This window comes from Faecalispora sporosphaeroides DSM 1294 (assembly GCA_000383295.1).
In the GTDB taxonomy this organism is placed as follows: Bacteria; Bacillota; Clostridia; order Oscillospirales; family Acutalibacteraceae; genus Faecalispora; species Faecalispora sporosphaeroides.
Genome location: KB911067.1, coordinates 441,710 through 458,685, shown reverse-complemented (window position 1 = coordinate 458,685; position 16,976 = coordinate 441,710). Strand labels below are relative to the sequence as shown.

The window sequence follows — 16,976 nt, the reverse complement described above, 5'->3', positions numbered from 1 at the left end:
AATGCTGAAACTGACAAATGTGTGCCGTACCTTCAACAAAGGCACGGTCAATGAAAAAAGGGCGCTGGTCGATCTGAACCTTCACCTGAAGCCGGGCGATTTCGCCACGATCATTGGCGGAAACGGCGCGGGAAAAAGCACCCTGCTGAATCTGATTGCCGGGGTGTTCCCCTGCGACGGCGGTAAAATTGTGCTGGATGGGCAGGACATCACCTTTCTTCCGGAATTTAAACGCGCAAAGCTGCTGGGCCGCGTGTTTCAGGACCCGATGCGCGGAACGGCGGGCAGCATGTGGATTGAAGAGAACCTTGCGCTGGCCAACCGCCGCGGCCAAAGCCGCACGCTGCGCTGGGGCATTGAGAAAGAGGAGAGGGCCGCTTACCGCGAGCAGCTCAAGGTGCTGGAGCTTGGCCTGGAGGATCGCCTGAACAGCAAGGTTGGCCTGCTTTCCGGCGGGCAGCGTCAGGCACTGACGCTTTTGATGGCGACGCTGCAAAAGCCGAAGCTGCTGCTGCTCGACGAGCACACCGCCGCTCTGGACCCCAAAACGGCGGCTACGGTGCTGCGCCTGACCGATGAGTTCATCAAGCGCGACAACTTGACGGCGCTGATGGTCACACACAACATGAAGGACGCGCTGGCCTACGGCAACCGCATCATCATGATGAACGAGGGCCGGATCCTGTTCGATATTGAAGGAGAGGAAAAGAAAAATCTCACGGTAGAGGAGCTGCTCAAACGGTTCCAGTCCGCGCAGGGTGATGCGCTGGTGAACGACCGCATGTTGCTTTCCTGACCGATCTTTCCGCTTGTATTTCAAAAAGGCCTGCTGTGCAGGCCTTTTTTGTAGGATGGGGAACATACAGAACAAACTTCAATACAGACTGTTTTGAAATGCGCGGGGAACCGTACCTTATCTGCACAGCCGGCGGTCTGCTGCCGATCGTCAGTGAGCGCCCGAGAGGTGCGCTACGGGGACTGCTCTGCGGCTTGAAACCGGTCTGGTTTTCCAACTCATGGACTTGTATGAGAGAGAGGCAAGTGCAATGACAGAACGATTGCCCGGAGTTTTTTTCTGTTTCCCTCGGTTCTGGCTGAAGTGCCCGAAAAGGCCAATTGCACAAAAATCCCTTTCCGGCTGAATGCCGGAAAGGGATTTTTGTTTATCGTTTCTCATGGCGAATCATGGACTGCCGCGCTCGGCTTATTGAATCGTGATTTCAGAAGAGCTAGGCAGAGCCTTTGCGTTCTTCTTCGGCAGGGAGAGGGTTAAAATACCGCTTTCGTATTTTGCGCTGACTTCTTCAGGCCTTACATCCCCGACATAGAAGCTGCGCGAACAGGCACCGCTGTAACGCTCCTGACGGATATACCGGCCGTCCTTATCTTTTTCTTCTTTGCTCATTCCCTTGGAGGCGCTGATGGTCAGGTAATTGTTGCTGAGTTCCACATGGATTTCATCCTTTTGAAAACCGGGCAGGTCTACCGACAGCTCATACCCCTGAGGCAGCTCCTTCACATCGGTTTTCATCAGGTTTTGCCCGCGCCTGCCATACAGCGGGTTACGGCCGCTAAAAAGGCTATTCTCAAACGGGTCATCAAAGAAATTATCAAACAGATTTTCACCAAAAATGCTGGGCAACATAAATCATTCCTCCTATCAAATTCTGATCTTTTATGCCCACTCAGAAGCTCCTGATCGGGAGCTTCTTTCTTGGTACGTCTATACTATAATATGTAAAATTAGCACTGTCAACACGAGAGTGCTAATTTTAACAGAAAGTTTAATTTTCATGCAAAGAAGAGTCATATTTGGGCGGGAGAAATCTGCGCGTACGCCGCGGCAGGCTTTTTTCTGTTTATCAACCCAATTTTAAAAAGCGAATCTTTTCTGTAAATTCCTTACAGGGAAATTCTGCTGGTGCGAGGCTTGTAATTCATACTGGCGGTGTGCCTGCTTTTGGCGAGCCTTTGCTACTTTTCTCCTCGCAGCGAGAGGTAGTGCCAGCCCCGGCACGAGGGGGAAGCCCGCGCAAGCGGAATCCCCCCGCAGGGGCACCCGCTGAAAATCACTCCTTCCTAATCAGATTGAAAAAAAGAAAAGATGTGCCCGTCAAAAGGTTCATGCCCTTCGCCGGCAGAACCTCCTCAATAAAGCAGCTTGGAACAGATCGCCGGTTTTCTCAATTTCATACCCGGTTATAAATTAAAGAAGCCGCTCCCACAACGGAAGCGGCTTCTGGCAAGATAATTATTTCTTCTGAAGTACCTCTACAATTTCGCCCTGGAAAATGTTGTGGTAATCTTTCTCGGGGTACCACTGGCCGTCGAGAGTGGGATCGATAAACCCGGCGGGGTCAAGCAGCTGGCGGTGCAGCTTGCGGCAGATCAGCACCAGCTTTGCCTCCTGAAAATACGGCGCCTTCGCGTCAAAGGCGGGGGTCAGCCTGCTCTCCTTTGTCTTGTCTACGTCGCGGCCCGAATGGGCGCCACAGTAGGCCAGCGCTTTTTTGTGGGAGTCTTCAAAAAAATTCAGGGCATAATATTCCTGCTCATTCACAAATTCCAAAGTGTACCGCTGCGGGCGAATATAGACACTGGCTACGTTTTTGCCCCAGAATACCCCCAGGGCTCCCCAGCTGGCGGTCATCATGTTATATTTTTGCTCGGTTCCTGCGGAAATCAGCATCCATTCCTTGCCGATCAGGGTGAAGGGGTTGATGGACAGGTCTTCCAGCTTGATTTTCTCCAACATTATCGCAACCTCCATTTTTGATTCATTTTAGTTTTATCATACCCACCATATGGAAAAAATGCAAGCGGATTTTGCGGTACGCGCGCTCAGGCCGGGAATTATTCATTCTATCCAAACGGGGGAAGCTTTGGGGTCAATCTTTGTCGCGAATGGATAAATTGAATAATTATGCAAACTGGGGTTGATTTTTTGAATTTTTAGCGTATAATTAAACACAAGACTTGAGCGTGGAAAAAAGATTGATGAAAAAGGAGTGCTATTTATGGCAAAGCAAATCAAGAAAATTGTGCTGGCGTATTCCGGCGGCTTAGATACATCGGTCATCATCCCCTGGCTGAAGGAAAACTATGAGGACTGCGAAGTGATCGCGGTGGCCGCGGATGTTGGCCAAGGCGACGGCGAGCTGGCCGGTCTGGAAGAAAAGGCGAGAAAAACCGGCGCTTCCAAGCTGTATATTGCAGACCTGAAAAAGACCTTTGTCGAGGATTACATTTGGCCCACTCTGAAGGCGAACGCGGTTTACGAGAGCAAATACCTGCTGGGCACTTCTTTTGCAAGACCCATTATTGCAAAGCGGCTCGTTGAGATCGCCAAGGCCGAGGGCGCGGATGCCATCTGCCACGGCTGCACCGGCAAGGGCAACGATCAGGTTCGGTTTGAGCTGACCATCAAGGCGCTGGCTCCTGAAATGACCGTCATCGCTCCGTGGAGAGTATGGGACATCAAATCCAGAGAAGAAGAGATCGAGTACGCGGAATCCCACAACATTCCGTTGAGCTTTACGAAAGAAACCAGCTATTCCAAGGATAAAAACCTGTGGCACCTGTCGCATGAGGGTTTGGATCTTGAAAATCCGGGGAACGAGCCGCAGTACAATAAAGAAGGCTTTTTGGAGCTGGGCGTTTCGCCCGAGCAGGCCCCCGACGAGCCCACCTACATCACACTGTCGTTTGAAAAGGGCGTGCCCACAAAGCTCAATGGCGAGGCGCTCGACGGCGTTGCGCTGATCGGCAAGCTGAACGAGCTGGGCGGCAAAAACGGCATTGGCATTGTGGATCTGGTGGAAAACCGGCTGGTCGGCATGAAATCCCGCGGCGTGTACGAAACCCCCGGCGGCGCGATCCTGTACCACGCGCACAACAAGCTGGAGGAGATTACGCTCGACAAGGAAACGTATCACTACAAGCAGGGAATCAGCCTGAAGTTTGCCGATATTGTATACAACGGCCAGTGGTTCACCCCGCTGCGTCAGGCGCTTTCCGCCTTTGTGGACAGCACCCAGCAGTATGTGACCGGAGAGGTGAAGCTCAAGCTGTATAAGGGCAACATCATCGACGCCGGCGTAACCTCTCCCTACTCCCTGTATGACGAAGAAGTCGCCACATTCAGCGAGGATCAGGTTTACAACCAGGCGGACGCCACGGGCTTTATCAACCTGTTCGGCCTGCCGCTGAAGGTGATGGCGCAGAAGAGAAAATCATAATCCTGCCGGCTTCGGCGTGGGATTTGGCGGGAGGCGGACATCAGTTTGTTCGCCCCCGTCTGCTTTTCAGAACAAAATGACGGAGGCAAGCACATGAAGCTTTGGACAGGACGGTTCCAAAAAGAAGTCGACCCGAAAACAAATGATTTTAACTCTTCCATTTCCTTCGACAGCCGGATGGCGAAAGAAGACATTGAGGGCAGCATCGCCCACGCAACCATGCTGGGCGCGTGCGGCGTGATCGAACAGCACGAGGCGGATGTGATCTGCGACGGCCTTACGGGCATTTGGCAGGACATTGAGAGCGGAAAGCTCTCGATTGACCCTAACGCAGAGGATATTCACACCTTTGTGGAGGGCGAGCTGACCGCCCGCGTGGGCGACGCGGGCAAGCGCCTGCACACCGCCCGCAGCCGCAACGATCAGGTGGCGCTCGACCTGCGCTGCTACCTGAAAAAGGAATGCGGTATTTTGCAGGCGCAGCTTCGGCAGCTGATCGGGGTGCTGTGCCGCAAGGCGATGGAGCACAGCGAGGACGTCATGCCGGGCTACACCCACATGCAAAGGGCGCAGCCGATCACCTTCGGGCACCACCTGATGGCGTATGCGGAGATGTTCCTGCGCGACGTGGAGCGCATTGGCGACGCGTACAAACGTATGGATGTGCTGCCGCTCGGCTCCGGCGCGCTGGCGGGGACGACCTACCCCTTAAACCGTGAGCTGACCGCCCGCCTGCTCGGCTTTTCGGGCGTGAGCCAGAACAGCCTTGACGGCGTTGCCGACCGCGATTTCTGCGTGGAGCTGGCAGCGGCTGTGTCACTTGCGATGGTGCACCTTTCCCGCTTTTCGGAGGAAATCATCCTCTGGTGCTCGTGGGAATTTAAATTTGTAGAGCTGGACGATGCATTTTCTACCGGCTCGAGCATTATGCCGCAAAAGAAAAACCCGGATATTGCGGAGCTGGTGCGCGGCAAATCGGGCCGCGTATTCGGCGATTTAATGACCCTGCTGACCATGCTCAAGGGCCTGCCCCTTGCGTACAACAAGGATATGCAGGAGGATAAGGAAGCCGTCTTCGACGCCGTGGATACCCTGAAGCTATGCCTGACGCCGTTCATCCCGATGATCGAGACGATGAAGGTGCTGCCGCAGAATATGCGCGCGGCGGCGGCCAAAGGCTTTATCAATGCGACAGACTGCGCGGATTATCTGGTGGGCAAGGGCTTGCCGTTCCGCGATGCGTATAAAATCACGGGCGCTCTGGTGGCCCAGTGCATCGCCGGGGGCGAGACGCTGGAAAGCCTGCCCCTTTCGGAGTACCAGAAGGCTTGCCCTGAGTTTGACGACGGAGTATATCAGGCGATTTCGCTCGAAGCCTGCGTGGCCGGGAGAAAGGTAACCGGCGCGCCCGCTCCCGAAAATGTGCGGGCGCAGGCAGAGCGAGTGCTAAAGCTCCTGGAACAAACTGGCTGAGCCTGTACGCACGTCGCGGGCGGGTAAAACCCGCTGATACGTTGTGAATCAGCTCAGAAATGGAAAAACTTTTGCTTTCTGCAACAGAAAATATGAAAAAGAAATACCCATGAGGAGGAATGAAACATGATCAAAGCGGGAGTCATCGGCGCCACAGGTTATGCGGGGGCTGAACTCGTTCGTCTGCTGCTTTCTCACCCACAGGCGGAGCTTGCGGCTATCAGTTCCGTCAGCTTTACCGGGCAGGCGCTCAGCGAGGTGTACCCGGCGTACCTTGGCCGATGTGACATGACCTGTACCGATCAGGAAGAGGTCATTGAAAAAAGCGATGTGATTTTTGCCGCGCTCCCTCATGGGCTTTCTCAGGAGCTGGCGCAGCAGTGCCACGATAAGGGGCGTGCGTTTGTTGATCTGGGCGCGGATTTTCGACTGGAGGATGAGGCGGAATATACCGAGTGGTACGGCGGCAGCTTTTTAAGCAAGGAACTGCACAGCGAGGCTGCTTATGGATTACCGGAGCTGTTCCGCGACAGCATCAAGGGCAAGAAGCTGATCGCGAACCCCGGCTGCTACACCACAGCAGTGCCGCTGGCACTGGCCCCGGCGGTGAAAAACGGGCTGGTAGAGCTTTCCGGCATCATCGCGGACTGTAAGTCCGGTGTGACGGGCGCGGGCCGCAAGCCCTCCCAAAGCACGCACTACCCCGAGCTCAACGAGGGCTTTTCTGCCTACAAGGTGGCAAATCATCGCCACACCCCCGAAATGGAGCAAACACTTTCGCATGTAGCGGGAGAAAAAATCCACCTGACCTTTGTACCGCATCTGCTGCCGATTAACCGCGGTATTCTGGCTACCTGCTACGCCTCCCTGAAACCGGGTGTCACAGAGGCTCAGTTGAGGGAAGCGTATGAAGCAGCCTACGCGGACGAAGCGTTTGTCCGCCTGCTGCCGAGGGGCATGAGCGCGGATATCAAGAATGTAAGATACTCGAACTTCTGTGATGTATCGTTGTTTACAGACCCGCGCTGCGGGCAGCTGGTTGCCATTTCGGCCATTGACAATATGGTAAAGGGTGCGGCCGGGCAGGCGGTGCAGAACATGAATTTGATTTTTGGTTTAGAAGAAACCGTTGGGCTCTTGATGATGCCCCCGGCATTTTAACACGGCAGAGCGGGAAAGGGGAAAACAAAGATGGGTTTTCAATGGATTGAGGGCGGCGTAACGGCGGCCAAAGGCTTTTCAGCAGGCGGCATCTATTGCGGCATTCGCAAAAATAAAACCAAGAGCGACCTCGCGATGATTTACAGCGCAACCCCCTGCTCGGCAGCGGGAGCATACACGCAGAATCTGGTAAAAGGCGCGCCGGTGGCCGTCACAAAGCGCAACCTGCAAAACGGCGTGGCACAGGCGGTGATCTGCAACAGCGGCAATGCCAACACCTGCAATGCGGACGGCGAAGAAAAAGCGATGCAGATGTGTCAAATTGCCGGTCAGGCGCTCGGCATTCCGGCAGAAAACGTGATTGTCGCCTCTACGGGCGTAATCGGGCAGGTTTTGCCGATTGAGCCGATCGTATCCGGCGTGCCGGAGCTGGTCAAAGCGCTTTCTCCCGCCGGTTCTGACGCGGCGGCGGAGGCGATTATGACGACCGATCTCGCAAAGAAGCAGGTCGCGCTGAAAGTGACCGGTGCGGGAATGGAATATGTAATCGGCGGCATTGCGAAGGGTTCCGGCATGATTCACCCCAACATGGCGACGATGCTCGGTTTTCTGACAACCGACGCACAGATCGCGCCGGAGGTGCTCGCAAAAGCTCTGAGCCTTGCGGTGAACGATACCTTCAACATGGTGAGTGTGGACGGCGATACCTCCACGAACGACATGGTGTCGATTCTGGCCTCGGGAAAAGCGGAAAACGCAAAGATCGAAGCGGACGGAGAGACCTTTGCACTGTTTGCGCAGGGGCTGAAAGAAATCTGCACCGCGCTGGCCCGCATGATTGCGAAGGACGGCGAAGGCGCGACAAAGCTTTTGGTGTGCCATGTCGAGGGCGGCAAAGACGAAGCGACCGCGAAGACAGTCGCGAAGAGCGTGATCTGCTCCAGCCTGGTCAAGGCTGCCATGTTCGGCGCGGACGCGAACTGGGGACGCGTGCTGTGCGCAATCGGTTACGCCGGTGTTCCGGTAGAGATTACAAAGGTGGATGTCGCTTTTGAATCCAAGGCGGGAACCATCGAGGTGTGCAGCAACGGCGCGGGCATCGAGTTTGATGAGGATGCGGCAAAGAAGATCCTGATTGAGGATGAAATCAACATCAACGTGGCGCTGCACGACGGTACCGCCAAGGCCACGGCTTACGGCTGCGACTTAACCTACGATTACGTCAAGATCAACGGAGATTACCGCTCCTGATTGGGCGGAATAAGGATGGGTGCAGATGAAAATTTCAAACAGTGACAGAGCGCAGGTGCTGGTTCGGGCGCTGCCCTATATTCAAACGCACAAGGGGAAGACCGTTGTCGTCAAATACGGCGGGAACGCCATGGTGAACGAAGAACTGAAAGCAGCCGTGATGAGCGACATTGTTCTGATGCAGCTGGTTGGCATTCATGTGGTGCTGGTGCACGGCGGCGGCCCTGAAATCAGCGCCATGCTGAAAAAGACCGGCAAAGAGAGCCGCTTTATCAACGGGATGCGTTATACCGACGAGGAAACGGTAGAGATTGTGCAGATGGTTCTGGCCGGAAAGGTCAACAAAGAGCTGGTGCAGCATCTGGAGCGCAACAACGGCCGCGCGGTTGGCCTGTGCGGACTGGACGGCGGCATGATTAAGGTGCAGAAGCTTCAGGCCGAGGAGGATCTGGGTCTGGTGGGCGATATTACCCATGTGAATACCTCTGTGATCACCGACGTGACTGAGGCGGGCTATGTTCCGGTGATCGCCACGCTGGGCGCGGATGAAACCGGGACGGTATATAACATCAACGCAGACGTGGCGGCTTCGCGTGTTGCCGCAGCGCTGGGCGCGGAAAAGCTGATTCTGATGACCGACATTCGCGGTCTTCTTCGGGATAAGAACGACGAGGACACTCTGATTCCGCAGGTGAACGTCAGCGACGTGCCGCGCCTGAAAAAAGAAGGAATTATCAGCGGCGGCATGATCCCGAAGATCGACTGCTGCGTGGAGGCGGTGCGGCGCGGTGTTCCCAGAGCGCATATCATCGACGGGCGCACGCCCCATTCCATATTGATCGAGCTGTTCTCCGACGAGGGGATCGGCACCATGTTTTATTAACAGACAGGAGGGAAACGAAATGCTGTTTCAAGAGGTGCAGAGTCAGGAAAAGGAATACCTGATGTCTACCTACAACCGCTTCCCGGTGGCGCTGGCCAGCGGCTCTGGCGCAAAGGCTGTGGATACCGAGGGCAAGGAGTACATCGATTTCGGCAGCGGCATCGGCGTGAATTCGCTCGGCTACTGCGACCCGCAGTGGGTGAAGGCGGTTTCGGAGCAGGCCGCGACGCTGCAGCACATCTCAAACTTATATTACAGCCCCGTCAGCGTCAAGCTCGGCGAGCAGCTGTGCAAGGCCAGCGGATTCTCTAAGGTGTTTTTTGCAAACTCCGGCGCGGAAGCGAACGAGGGCGCGATCAAGCTGGCGAGAAAATACAGCAGCGACAAATACGGCGAGGGGCGCGGTACGGTCATCACGCTGATTCAGTCGTTCCACGGCCGCACAATCACTACACTGACTGCGACCGGACAAGAGAAGCACCACCAGTATTTCACTCCCTTTACCCCAGGCTTCGCGTATGCGAAAGCAAATGATCTCGAAAGCGTTAAGGCGCTGGCGGACAAAACCGTGTGCGCCGTGATGCTGGAGATGATTCAGGGCGAGGGCGGCGTGCTGCCGCTTGACAAGGAATTTGTACAGGGCGTAGCTGCCTTCTGCAAAGAGAACGATATTCTTTTAATTGTGGACGAGGTACAGACGGGCGTTGCCCGCTCCGGCAGCTTCTTCAGCTTTGAGCAGTACGATATTCAGCCCGATGTGGTTTCGTGTGCCAAGGGCCTTGGCGGTGGGCTGCCGATCGGCGCGGTGCTCTGCACCGAGGAGCTGAAGGACGTACTCGGCCCCGGCCACCACGGGACGACCTTCGGCGGAAATCCGGTTTGCGCGGCGGGTGGTCTGGCCGTGCTCGAGCGCGTGACCGCTCCCGGTTTTCTGGAGGAGGTTCAGAAAAAGGGCGCTTATTTGCGCGAAAAACTGCTGGTGATGCCCCAAATCGAAGGGGTGCGCGGCATGGGCATGATGCTGGGCGCATCGCTCAAACAGGGTGAGGCAGGCGTTATTGCAAAAGCGTGTGTGAAGAACGGGCTGCTGATTCTGACGGCGCACGACGTACTGCGGCTGCTGCCTCCGCTCACGATTTCTTACGAAGAAATCGACAAGGGCATGCAAATCCTGCAAAAGACTCTCGAGGAGGAGCTTTCATGAGACACTTGCTGAAAATGCTTGATCTGTCCACGGAGGAGATTACAGACATCCTCAACACGGCGGATCAACTGAAATATGAAAAGAAACACAATATTCCGCACCCGCGTCTTGCGGGCAAAACGCTGGGGATGATCTTCCAGAAGGCGTCTACCAGAACGCGTGTGTCGTTTGAAACCGGCATGTATCAGCTGGGCGGGTACCCGCTGTTCCTTTCGTCCAGCGATTTACAGATCGGCCGCGGCGAGCCGGTGCAGGATACCGCCCGCGTGCTGTCGCGGTATCTCGACGGCATTATGATCCGCACCTATGAACAGTCTGAGGTGGAGGCTCTGGCGGAGTACGGCTCGATCCCGGTCATTAACGGCCTGACGGATTTTGCCCACCCCTGCCAGGTGCTGGCAGACCTGATGACAATCCGCGAGGCGCGCGGCCAGCTCGACGGCCTGAAGATGTGCTTTATCGGCGACGGCAACAACATGCTCAATTCGCTGGCAGTCGGCGGCCTCAAGATGGGGATGAAAGTTTCCGCGGCGTGCCCCAAGGGCTACGAGCCGGACGCGCGGGTGCTGGAATTCGCAAAGGGCAACCCGAATTTCTTCCTAACCGATAAGCCCGAAGAGGCGATTGCGGGAGCGGATGTTGTAATTACCGACGTCTGGTCTTCGATGGGTATGGAAGCGGAGCGCGAGAAGCGTCAGCGTGATTTCGCCGGGTACCAGATCAATTCGCAAAATCTGAAGCTGGCTGCGCCGGAGGCAATGGTTCTGCACTGCCTGCCCGCCCACCGCGGCGAGGAGATCACCGAAGAGGTGTTCGAAGCGCACGCGGATGAAATCTTTGAGGAAGCCGAGAACCGTCTGCACGCACAGAAGGCGGTCTTAGTGAAGCTTTTAGGTTAATTGCGGATTTGTCGCCGCATGATTATATGAAGCAAGCAGCGCTCCAATTTGGCGGATTGCCATTTTGGGGCGTTTTTTCTGCACAGTTCCAGCGCAGGTTTCAGCCGGCGCAGACGGAATCCCCATGCGGGGCGCCTGCTGAAAATTTGTACTTCTATGAAAGACAAAAAAGGAATAGTACGCCTCCTCAGGTTACGGGATTGTTTCTTTACAGGAAATGGAAGAGACTGCTATAATCTAAACAAAACGGGCGGGTGGAACCCGCGGAAGAATGGAACCCTTTTAGGAACAGAAAGGAGCCGATCCCCGTGAGAACCAGAAGAAACCATCCGGTAGCTGTTTCAGCCGTTATGCTGGCAGCGGCAGCTTCCCTGCTGTTTACCGCCTGCTCTGCCGGCAGCGCCAGCCCAAAGACTGCCGCCGCTCAGAACATGGACTCGGTGGTCTCGTCGGTCACAACCGACGCAAAGTCGCAGGAGAACGCCGGCGTGGCCGGCAGCGGAGCCGATACCGGCGCCGCGCAGAGGGCACTTTCCAACCAGAAGATCATAGAGCGGCTGAGTTACCGCATTGAAACGCTGGAATTTGACCAATCAATTCAAACGCTGCAGACGCTCACCGAGCAGCTTGGCGGCTACATTCAGGAATCCGGTGTGGACGGCGACGGCGCGCTGCAGAAAAATGACAGCCGCACGGCGCATTATGTACTGCGGATTCCACAGGAAAAGCTGAAGGTGTGGAAAGAAAAATCCGGTACGATCGGTTCGGTGCTGAACGTTTCCAGCAGCAGCGAAAACATTACGGAAAGCTACTACGACACCGAGGCGCACCTGAGCGCGCTGCGCACACAGAGAGACCGCCTTCTGGAGCTGATGAAGAAGGCTGATAAAATGGCCGATATTGTGGAGCTGGAAAAGGCTTTGGCCGATGTGACCTACCAGATCGAACAGCTGACCGGCACTCTGCGCCAGTATGATTCGCTGGTGAATTACAGCACGGTTACGGTCGACCTGTTTGAAGTGAGCAAGGCGACGATCATTGACAAAACGCCCGTAACGCTCGGCGAAAAGATCTCGTACCAGTTCCGGCAGTCTCTGCGCTGGCTGGGTGACGCGGGTCAGGGCGTGCTCGTTGTGGTGATCGGCGGGCTGCCGATTCTGCTGCTGCTTGCCGCCGCAGGCGGCATCGTCTGGCTGATCGCGCGCCGGAAAAGGCGCCGCGCAAAATCCGCTCCGGCGAACGGCGGGGATGAGCCCGGCAATCCTCCGCAGCTTCCGCCGCAGGAATAACAGAAACCGGAACGGGGTCTTTCGCCTCCATCCAAAACGGATGGGAGCGGAAGGCCCCGTTTTTTTATGCGCGCGGTTTGGCGGCTACTGCGTCAGCACGCCGTTGTCCGAGAACAGCAGGATCAGAATATCGCGTTCAAATCCCTCGTTGGCGTCGATATAGACCAGCACCTGCTCCTTCTTTTTATCCTTGCTTTCACATAAAAATTCATAGGTGGTCACTTCGTTGTACCCGGGGGTCGGGATAATGGCCAGCCTGCCCTCTTTTACCGCGAGGTATGGGCTGACGCTCTTCTGCGCCTCGGCCATGGTCAGCGCCACCTTGGGCACCGCGCGGTTGGTGTGATTCATCACGTAGCCGGTCGCGTCCACCTCAACGATTTCGCCATTGTCCATCGCGACGGATACCTTGATCAGGTCGGGATAATAGACGGTACCCTTTATGGCGTACGCAAAGTTGATGGTGCATTTGCCGTCGTGCATGAAGTAATAGCTTTCTTTCATACCGGTAAAGCCGCGGGAATCCAGAAATTCTTTCGCTTTTTTCAGCGCCGCCTCGTAATTCAGATTGTCGGTGCCGATGTCGCGCGGATTCATCAGCCGCACGGGTACGCCGCCCGCCTTGGTGATGGATACGCGGATGTCGCCGTACAAAAAGTTGTACGCGGGCAGGCCGCCCTCGTTGTCTGTGGTGTGGGTCAGCTTCGACTGATCCACATTCAGAAATTTGGCCGCCAGCAGCTGCGCGTTGCCCTGCGGCACCTCGGCCTTCCCCTCGATCAGCTTGGGCTTCTGCTGCCCGATATGGTCGGAGAACGGGCCGTCGTAAATCAGCTGGGGGTAATCCTCGAAATCCTTGGCAACGGATTCCAGCTTGTCGCTGAACACCGGCTGCGATGCCCGCAGGCCCTTTACAAGCGATTCCGTTTCGCCGATTCTCAGGTCGCCGGCAGAAAGCTCATCCTCTACCTGCGAAAGCCCTTGCCGCAGCTTGGTCGCATAGCCGCCAAGGCTTTGAATCTGCTTGTATTCATCGGCGCTGATTTTCTGCCCGGCGCTGATTTTGGCGGAAAGAGAGGTGGAGAAATCCCCTACCTGCGCCAGAAATTTGCTCATGTTGTCAAATTCGTCGCCCTTTAAGGGCAGAACCGAAAGAGCGGCCTTCGCGCCGCTGGAATCGCGCATCAAACGCGCGGCCACGCCGTTCTGCTGCGTGGAAGTATTGGCGTAAACCGCCTTGGTGAGCGTCGTTTCCAGGCTCGACACATAGTCGCCCAAATCGCTGAGCGAGCGGCGGTAGCCGTATTCCAGGTCCGTGCGGTACCGGTTTGCGGTCCACCAGCCGCCGATGGCGGTGCCGGTCAGCAGCAGTACCAGCGCGGCGGCCATGCTGCCGATTTGAATTTTTCTTCTGCGGGTCATTTGCGTTCCCTCCGTTTCGGTATTTATTTTGAGCGGAGCGGCCGCAAATATGCAGACAAAGGGAAATCTGCAATTGTAAACTAAAATATATAAAAAAGGTTGACAATTGCTTCTGATTTGTTATACTGAATTTTGTTAACCGGTTAGCCAATGCGGCGCCCGCGGCTCATGACCGCGCGGTGCCGGAAAACAAAAGGGGGTTTGATTGGTGAAAGAAAACAAAATTCGCGATATGACGATGTGTACGCTGTTTGCGGCGCTGATTGTGGTGGGTACCTTCATCCGGATTCCGATTCCCGTGGTTCCCTTTACGCTGCAATTTTTATTTACCATGCTGGCAGGCCTGCTGCTGGGCGGGCGTTTGGGCGCGGCCAGCGTGGGCCTTTATATTGCCATGGGGCTGATCGGCCTGCCCGTTTTTGCACAGGGCGGAGGGATCGGGTATGTTCTGAAGCCCAGCTTTGGCTATATCGTGGGCTTTGCAATCGCCGCTTACGCAACGGGTCGGCTCGCGGGGCGGGAGGGATCGCCGGGGTACGGCAGGCTTTTGTTTGCCAATTTTGTCGGGCTTGCGATTGTCTATTCCTGCGGGATGATCTATTACGCGCTCATCAGCGCCTTTTACCTTGGGGCGCCCATCGGGCTTTGGCCGCTCTTTTTGTATTGCTTTCTTCTGGCTGTACCGGGAGATATTGCCCTGTGCCTGCTGGCGGCCGTGGTTGCCAAACGGGTTCGCCCAACAATGCAAAGAGAGGGGAGCGTCGGGTGAAAATCGAGCTGTTGAGCCCAAAGGAGGCGCAGGTGCTCCCCAAAAAACACGAGGCAAAGGGCCTGTTTGTGACGGCCACCGGAACCGATATGGGCAAGACCTATGTAACCGCGCTGCTGGTGCGTGCGCTGCGGCAGGCCGGGTACAGCGCCGGGTATTATAAGGCCGCTCTCAGCGGGGCGCAGTCCGTTGAGCAAAGCGACGCCGGGTATGTCGACCGAATTGCGGGGATTGGTCAGGAAAAGGAGCTTTTGCTGTCTTATTGGTACAAAAACGCGGTTTCTCCCCATTTGGCGGCGCGGTGGGAAGAGAACCCCGCCCGGCTGGAGAAAATCCTGCGGGATTACCGGGCGGTCTGCTCCCGGTACGAGTATGTGACGGTGGAGGGCAGCGGCGGAATCGTTTGCCCCATTCGCTGGGACGAAGAAAAGCATCTGCTGCTGGAGGAGATTGTAAAAGCGATGGGTCTGGGAGCGGTGGTGGTTGCGGATGCCGGGCTCGGCACCATCAACGCTGCGGTGCTGACGGTGGAATATTTGCGAAGCCGGCGCATTCCGGTGCGTGGCGTCATTTTGAACCGGTATTCCGGCGGGGAGATGCAGGAGGACAATCTTCGCATGATCGAGGCGCTTTCGGGCGTGCCGGTGATTGCGCTGGTGGCGGACGGAGACCGGGAGCTGAATTGCCCGGGGGAGACGCTCAAAGCGCTGTATGAATAAAGGAGAAAGAAAATGAGTTTGGTGCAAAAGGATTTACAATATATTTGGCATCCCTGTTCGCAGATGAAGGATTACGAAACGCTGCCGCCGATTGTGATTGACCGCGGCGAGGGCGTGTACCTGTACGGGGAGGACGGAAAGGAGTATATCGACATTGTCAGCTCCTGGTGGTGCAATCTGCTGGGCCACTGTAATCCCCGCATCAACGAGGGGATCAAGGCCCAGCTCGGCCGGCTGGAGCATGTGATCTTCGCCAACTTCACGCACGAAGGAGCGATCCGCCTATGCGAACAGCTGGCGGAGATTCTGCCCGCAGGGCTGACAAAATTCAATTTTTCAGACAATGGCTCCGCGGCGGTGGAGTGCTCCCTCAAAATGGCGTTTCAGTATCAGAACCAGACCGGGCACCCGGAGAAAACCCGTTTTATGTGCCTTTCGGAAGGATACCACGGCGAAACCTTGGGCGCCCTTTCCGTAGGCACGCTCGACCTTTATGCCAGGCTCTACCGCCCGATGCTGATGGATACCGTCCGTATTCAGGCGCCGGACTGCTTTCGGTGCCCCTGCGGCAAATGCCGGGACACCTGTGCCTGCGAGTGCTTTTCGCATGCGGAGCGGGCGTTTGAGCGGTATGCTGCAGAGACCTGCGCCATCATTGTGGAGCCCTTGCTGCAGGGGAGTGCGGGCATGCGGATTTACCCGCCCCTCTACCTGAAAAAGCTGCGCGGGCTCTGTGACCGGTACGGCGTTCTTCTGATCGCCGATGAAATTGCCACCGGCTTTGGCCGCACAGGCAAAATGTTTGCCTGTGACCACGCGGGGATTTCTCCAGACATTCTGTGTATGTCGAAGGGCCTGACCGGCGGGTACCTGCCCATGGCGATCACCGTGACCACAGACGAAATCTACCGTGCTTTTTATGCGGATTACAGTGAAGGAAAAGCCTTTATGCACAGCCATACCTACAGCGGCAATCCGCTGGGGTGCGCCGCCGCTTTGGCGGTGCAGGAGATTTTTCGCTCCGAGCCGATTTTGGAAAACGCCGCCGGACGGGCGGAATACTTAACCCGCAAGCTGAACAAAGCGCTGAAGGACCATCCGAATGTGGGAGAAATTCGTCACATCGGCCTGATTCACGCGGTGGAGCTGGTGCGGGATAAAAACACAAAAGCCGGCTTTGACCCCGGGCTTCGCGTGGGGTACCAGATATATCAGAAAGCCCTGAAGAGAGGGCTGTTGCTGCGCCCACTTGGAAATGTGCTGTATTTTAATCCGCCGCTGATCATCACCGAAGAGCAGATCGACTGCGCGGTGGAGCGCTGTGCGGCGGCAATGGACGACATAGTATCCTCAAAAAGCTTCAGAACGGGTCGGATTTGAAGCGCACGGAAGGCTGCAGCCGGCATGGCCGCCGCTTTTCTGCCGTTTCTCGTCAATAAGAGACGGAAAGGCGCGCCGCGGGGATCGCGGCTTAAAATCCCGACGGTTTTCAAGTGAAGGGACTTCATTGCGGCTACCCCGCTTTTTGTGCCGGTACCGGCGGCGGATTTCTCCCGGTTCGCCGTCGGGCCGGCGCTTTTTTGCTCGGCGCCCGACCTTGTTTTGTGCTTTTCACAGCCCGGGTTTTATGGTATAATAGCCGCAAACGGCTATTATACCATAAGATGG

15 protein-coding genes are annotated in these 16,976 nt (G+C 56.1%); 12 read left to right on the top strand and 3 right to left on the bottom strand.

Annotation, left to right across the window (positions count from 1 at the left end):
* Nucleotide 1: 1 nt before the first annotated feature.
* Nucleotides 2–796 carry an ABC transporter ATP-binding protein gene (locus G340_RS0105830; protein ID WP_020072719.1) on the top strand — a complete coding sequence of 265 codons (795 nt, stop codon included), beginning with the start codon at nt 2–4 and terminating at the stop codon, nt 794–796.
* Between the two features lie 408 nt (nt 797–1,204).
* Here G340_RS0105830 and G340_RS0105825 read toward each other — a convergent pair whose 3' ends face one another.
* The gene (locus tag G340_RS0105825) at nt 1,205–1,645 is read right to left on the bottom strand and encodes an Hsp20/alpha crystallin family protein (RefSeq protein WP_020072718.1); all 441 of its coding nucleotides are present in this window, start codon (nt 1,643–1,645) and stop codon (nt 1,205–1,207) included.
* A gap of 606 nt (nt 1,646–2,251) precedes the next feature.
* Entirely contained in the window at nt 2,252–2,755 is a 504-nt protein-coding gene (locus G340_RS0105820) for a flavin reductase family protein (RefSeq protein WP_020072717.1), read from the bottom strand.
* A 262-nt stretch (nt 2,756–3,017) separates the two neighbouring features.
* Here G340_RS0105820 and G340_RS0105815 point away from each other — a divergent pair, with 262 nt between their 5' ends.
* From G340_RS0105815 to G340_RS0105780, 8 genes are all read left to right on the top strand, one after another.
* Nucleotides 3,018–4,238 carry an argininosuccinate synthase gene (locus tag G340_RS0105815; protein WP_020072716.1) on the top strand — a complete coding sequence of 407 codons (1,221 nt, stop codon included), beginning with the start codon at nt 3,018–3,020 and terminating at the stop codon, nt 4,236–4,238.
* 93 nt (nt 4,239–4,331) lie between these two features.
* On the top strand, nt 4,332–5,711 hold the full coding sequence (gene argH, locus G340_RS0105810; protein WP_020072715.1) for an argininosuccinate lyase: 1,380 nt from the start codon (nt 4,332–4,334) through the stop codon (nt 5,709–5,711).
* A 126-nt stretch (nt 5,712–5,837) separates the two neighbouring features.
* A complete protein-coding gene (argC, locus tag G340_RS0105805) occupies nt 5,838–6,872 on the top strand; it encodes an N-acetyl-gamma-glutamyl-phosphate reductase (RefSeq protein WP_020072714.1) in 1,035 nt (344 codons plus the stop codon).
* Between the two features lie 30 nt (nt 6,873–6,902).
* Complete coding sequence (gene argJ, locus G340_RS0105800; RefSeq protein WP_020072713.1) at nt 6,903–8,123, top strand: bifunctional glutamate N-acetyltransferase/amino-acid acetyltransferase ArgJ; 1,221 nt, start codon at nt 6,903–6,905, stop codon at nt 8,121–8,123.
* 25 nt (nt 8,124–8,148) lie between these two features.
* Entirely contained in the window at nt 8,149–9,006 is an 858-nt protein-coding gene (gene argB / locus G340_RS0105795) for an acetylglutamate kinase (RefSeq protein ID WP_020072712.1), read from the top strand.
* Nucleotides 9,007–9,025: 19 nt separating this feature from the next.
* Nucleotides 9,026–10,210, top strand: coding sequence for an aspartate aminotransferase family protein (locus G340_RS0105790; RefSeq protein ID WP_020072711.1), 1,185 nt, complete (start codon nt 9,026–9,028; stop codon nt 10,208–10,210).
* On the top strand, nt 10,207–11,109 hold the full coding sequence (argF, locus tag G340_RS0105785; protein ID WP_020072710.1) for an ornithine carbamoyltransferase: 903 nt from the start codon (nt 10,207–10,209) through the stop codon (nt 11,107–11,109). The genes G340_RS0105790 and argF overlap by 4 nt, the downstream gene beginning before the upstream one ends.
* Before the next feature lie 308 nt (nt 11,110–11,417).
* A complete protein-coding gene (locus tag G340_RS0105780; RefSeq protein ID WP_020072709.1) occupies nt 11,418–12,398 on the top strand; it encodes a DUF4349 domain-containing protein in 981 nt (326 codons plus the stop codon).
* 84 nt (nt 12,399–12,482) lie between these two features.
* On the opposite strand, the gene ypeB is transcribed toward G340_RS0105780, so the two are convergent.
* A complete protein-coding gene (gene ypeB / locus G340_RS0105775) occupies nt 12,483–13,820 on the bottom strand; it encodes a germination protein YpeB (RefSeq protein WP_020072708.1) in 1,338 nt (445 codons plus the stop codon).
* A 232-nt stretch (nt 13,821–14,052) separates the two neighbouring features.
* Between ypeB and G340_RS0105770 the strand changes: the two genes are divergently transcribed.
* From G340_RS0105770 to bioA, 3 genes are read left to right on the top strand one after another with little or no spacing between them, the layout of a single operon-like run.
* The gene (locus tag G340_RS0105770; protein ID WP_051092142.1) at nt 14,053–14,589 is read left to right on the top strand and encodes a biotin transporter BioY; all 537 of its coding nucleotides are present in this window, start codon (nt 14,053–14,055) and stop codon (nt 14,587–14,589) included.
* Nucleotides 14,586–15,308, top strand: coding sequence for a dethiobiotin synthase (bioD, locus tag G340_RS0105765; protein WP_020072706.1), 723 nt, complete (start codon nt 14,586–14,588; stop codon nt 15,306–15,308). The genes G340_RS0105770 and bioD overlap by 4 nt, the downstream gene beginning before the upstream one ends.
* A 12-nt stretch (nt 15,309–15,320) precedes the next feature.
* Entirely contained in the window at nt 15,321–16,688 is a 1,368-nt protein-coding gene (bioA, locus tag G340_RS0105760) for an adenosylmethionine--8-amino-7-oxononanoate transaminase (protein ID WP_020072705.1), read from the top strand.
* Nucleotides 16,689–16,976 lie beyond the last annotated feature (288 nt).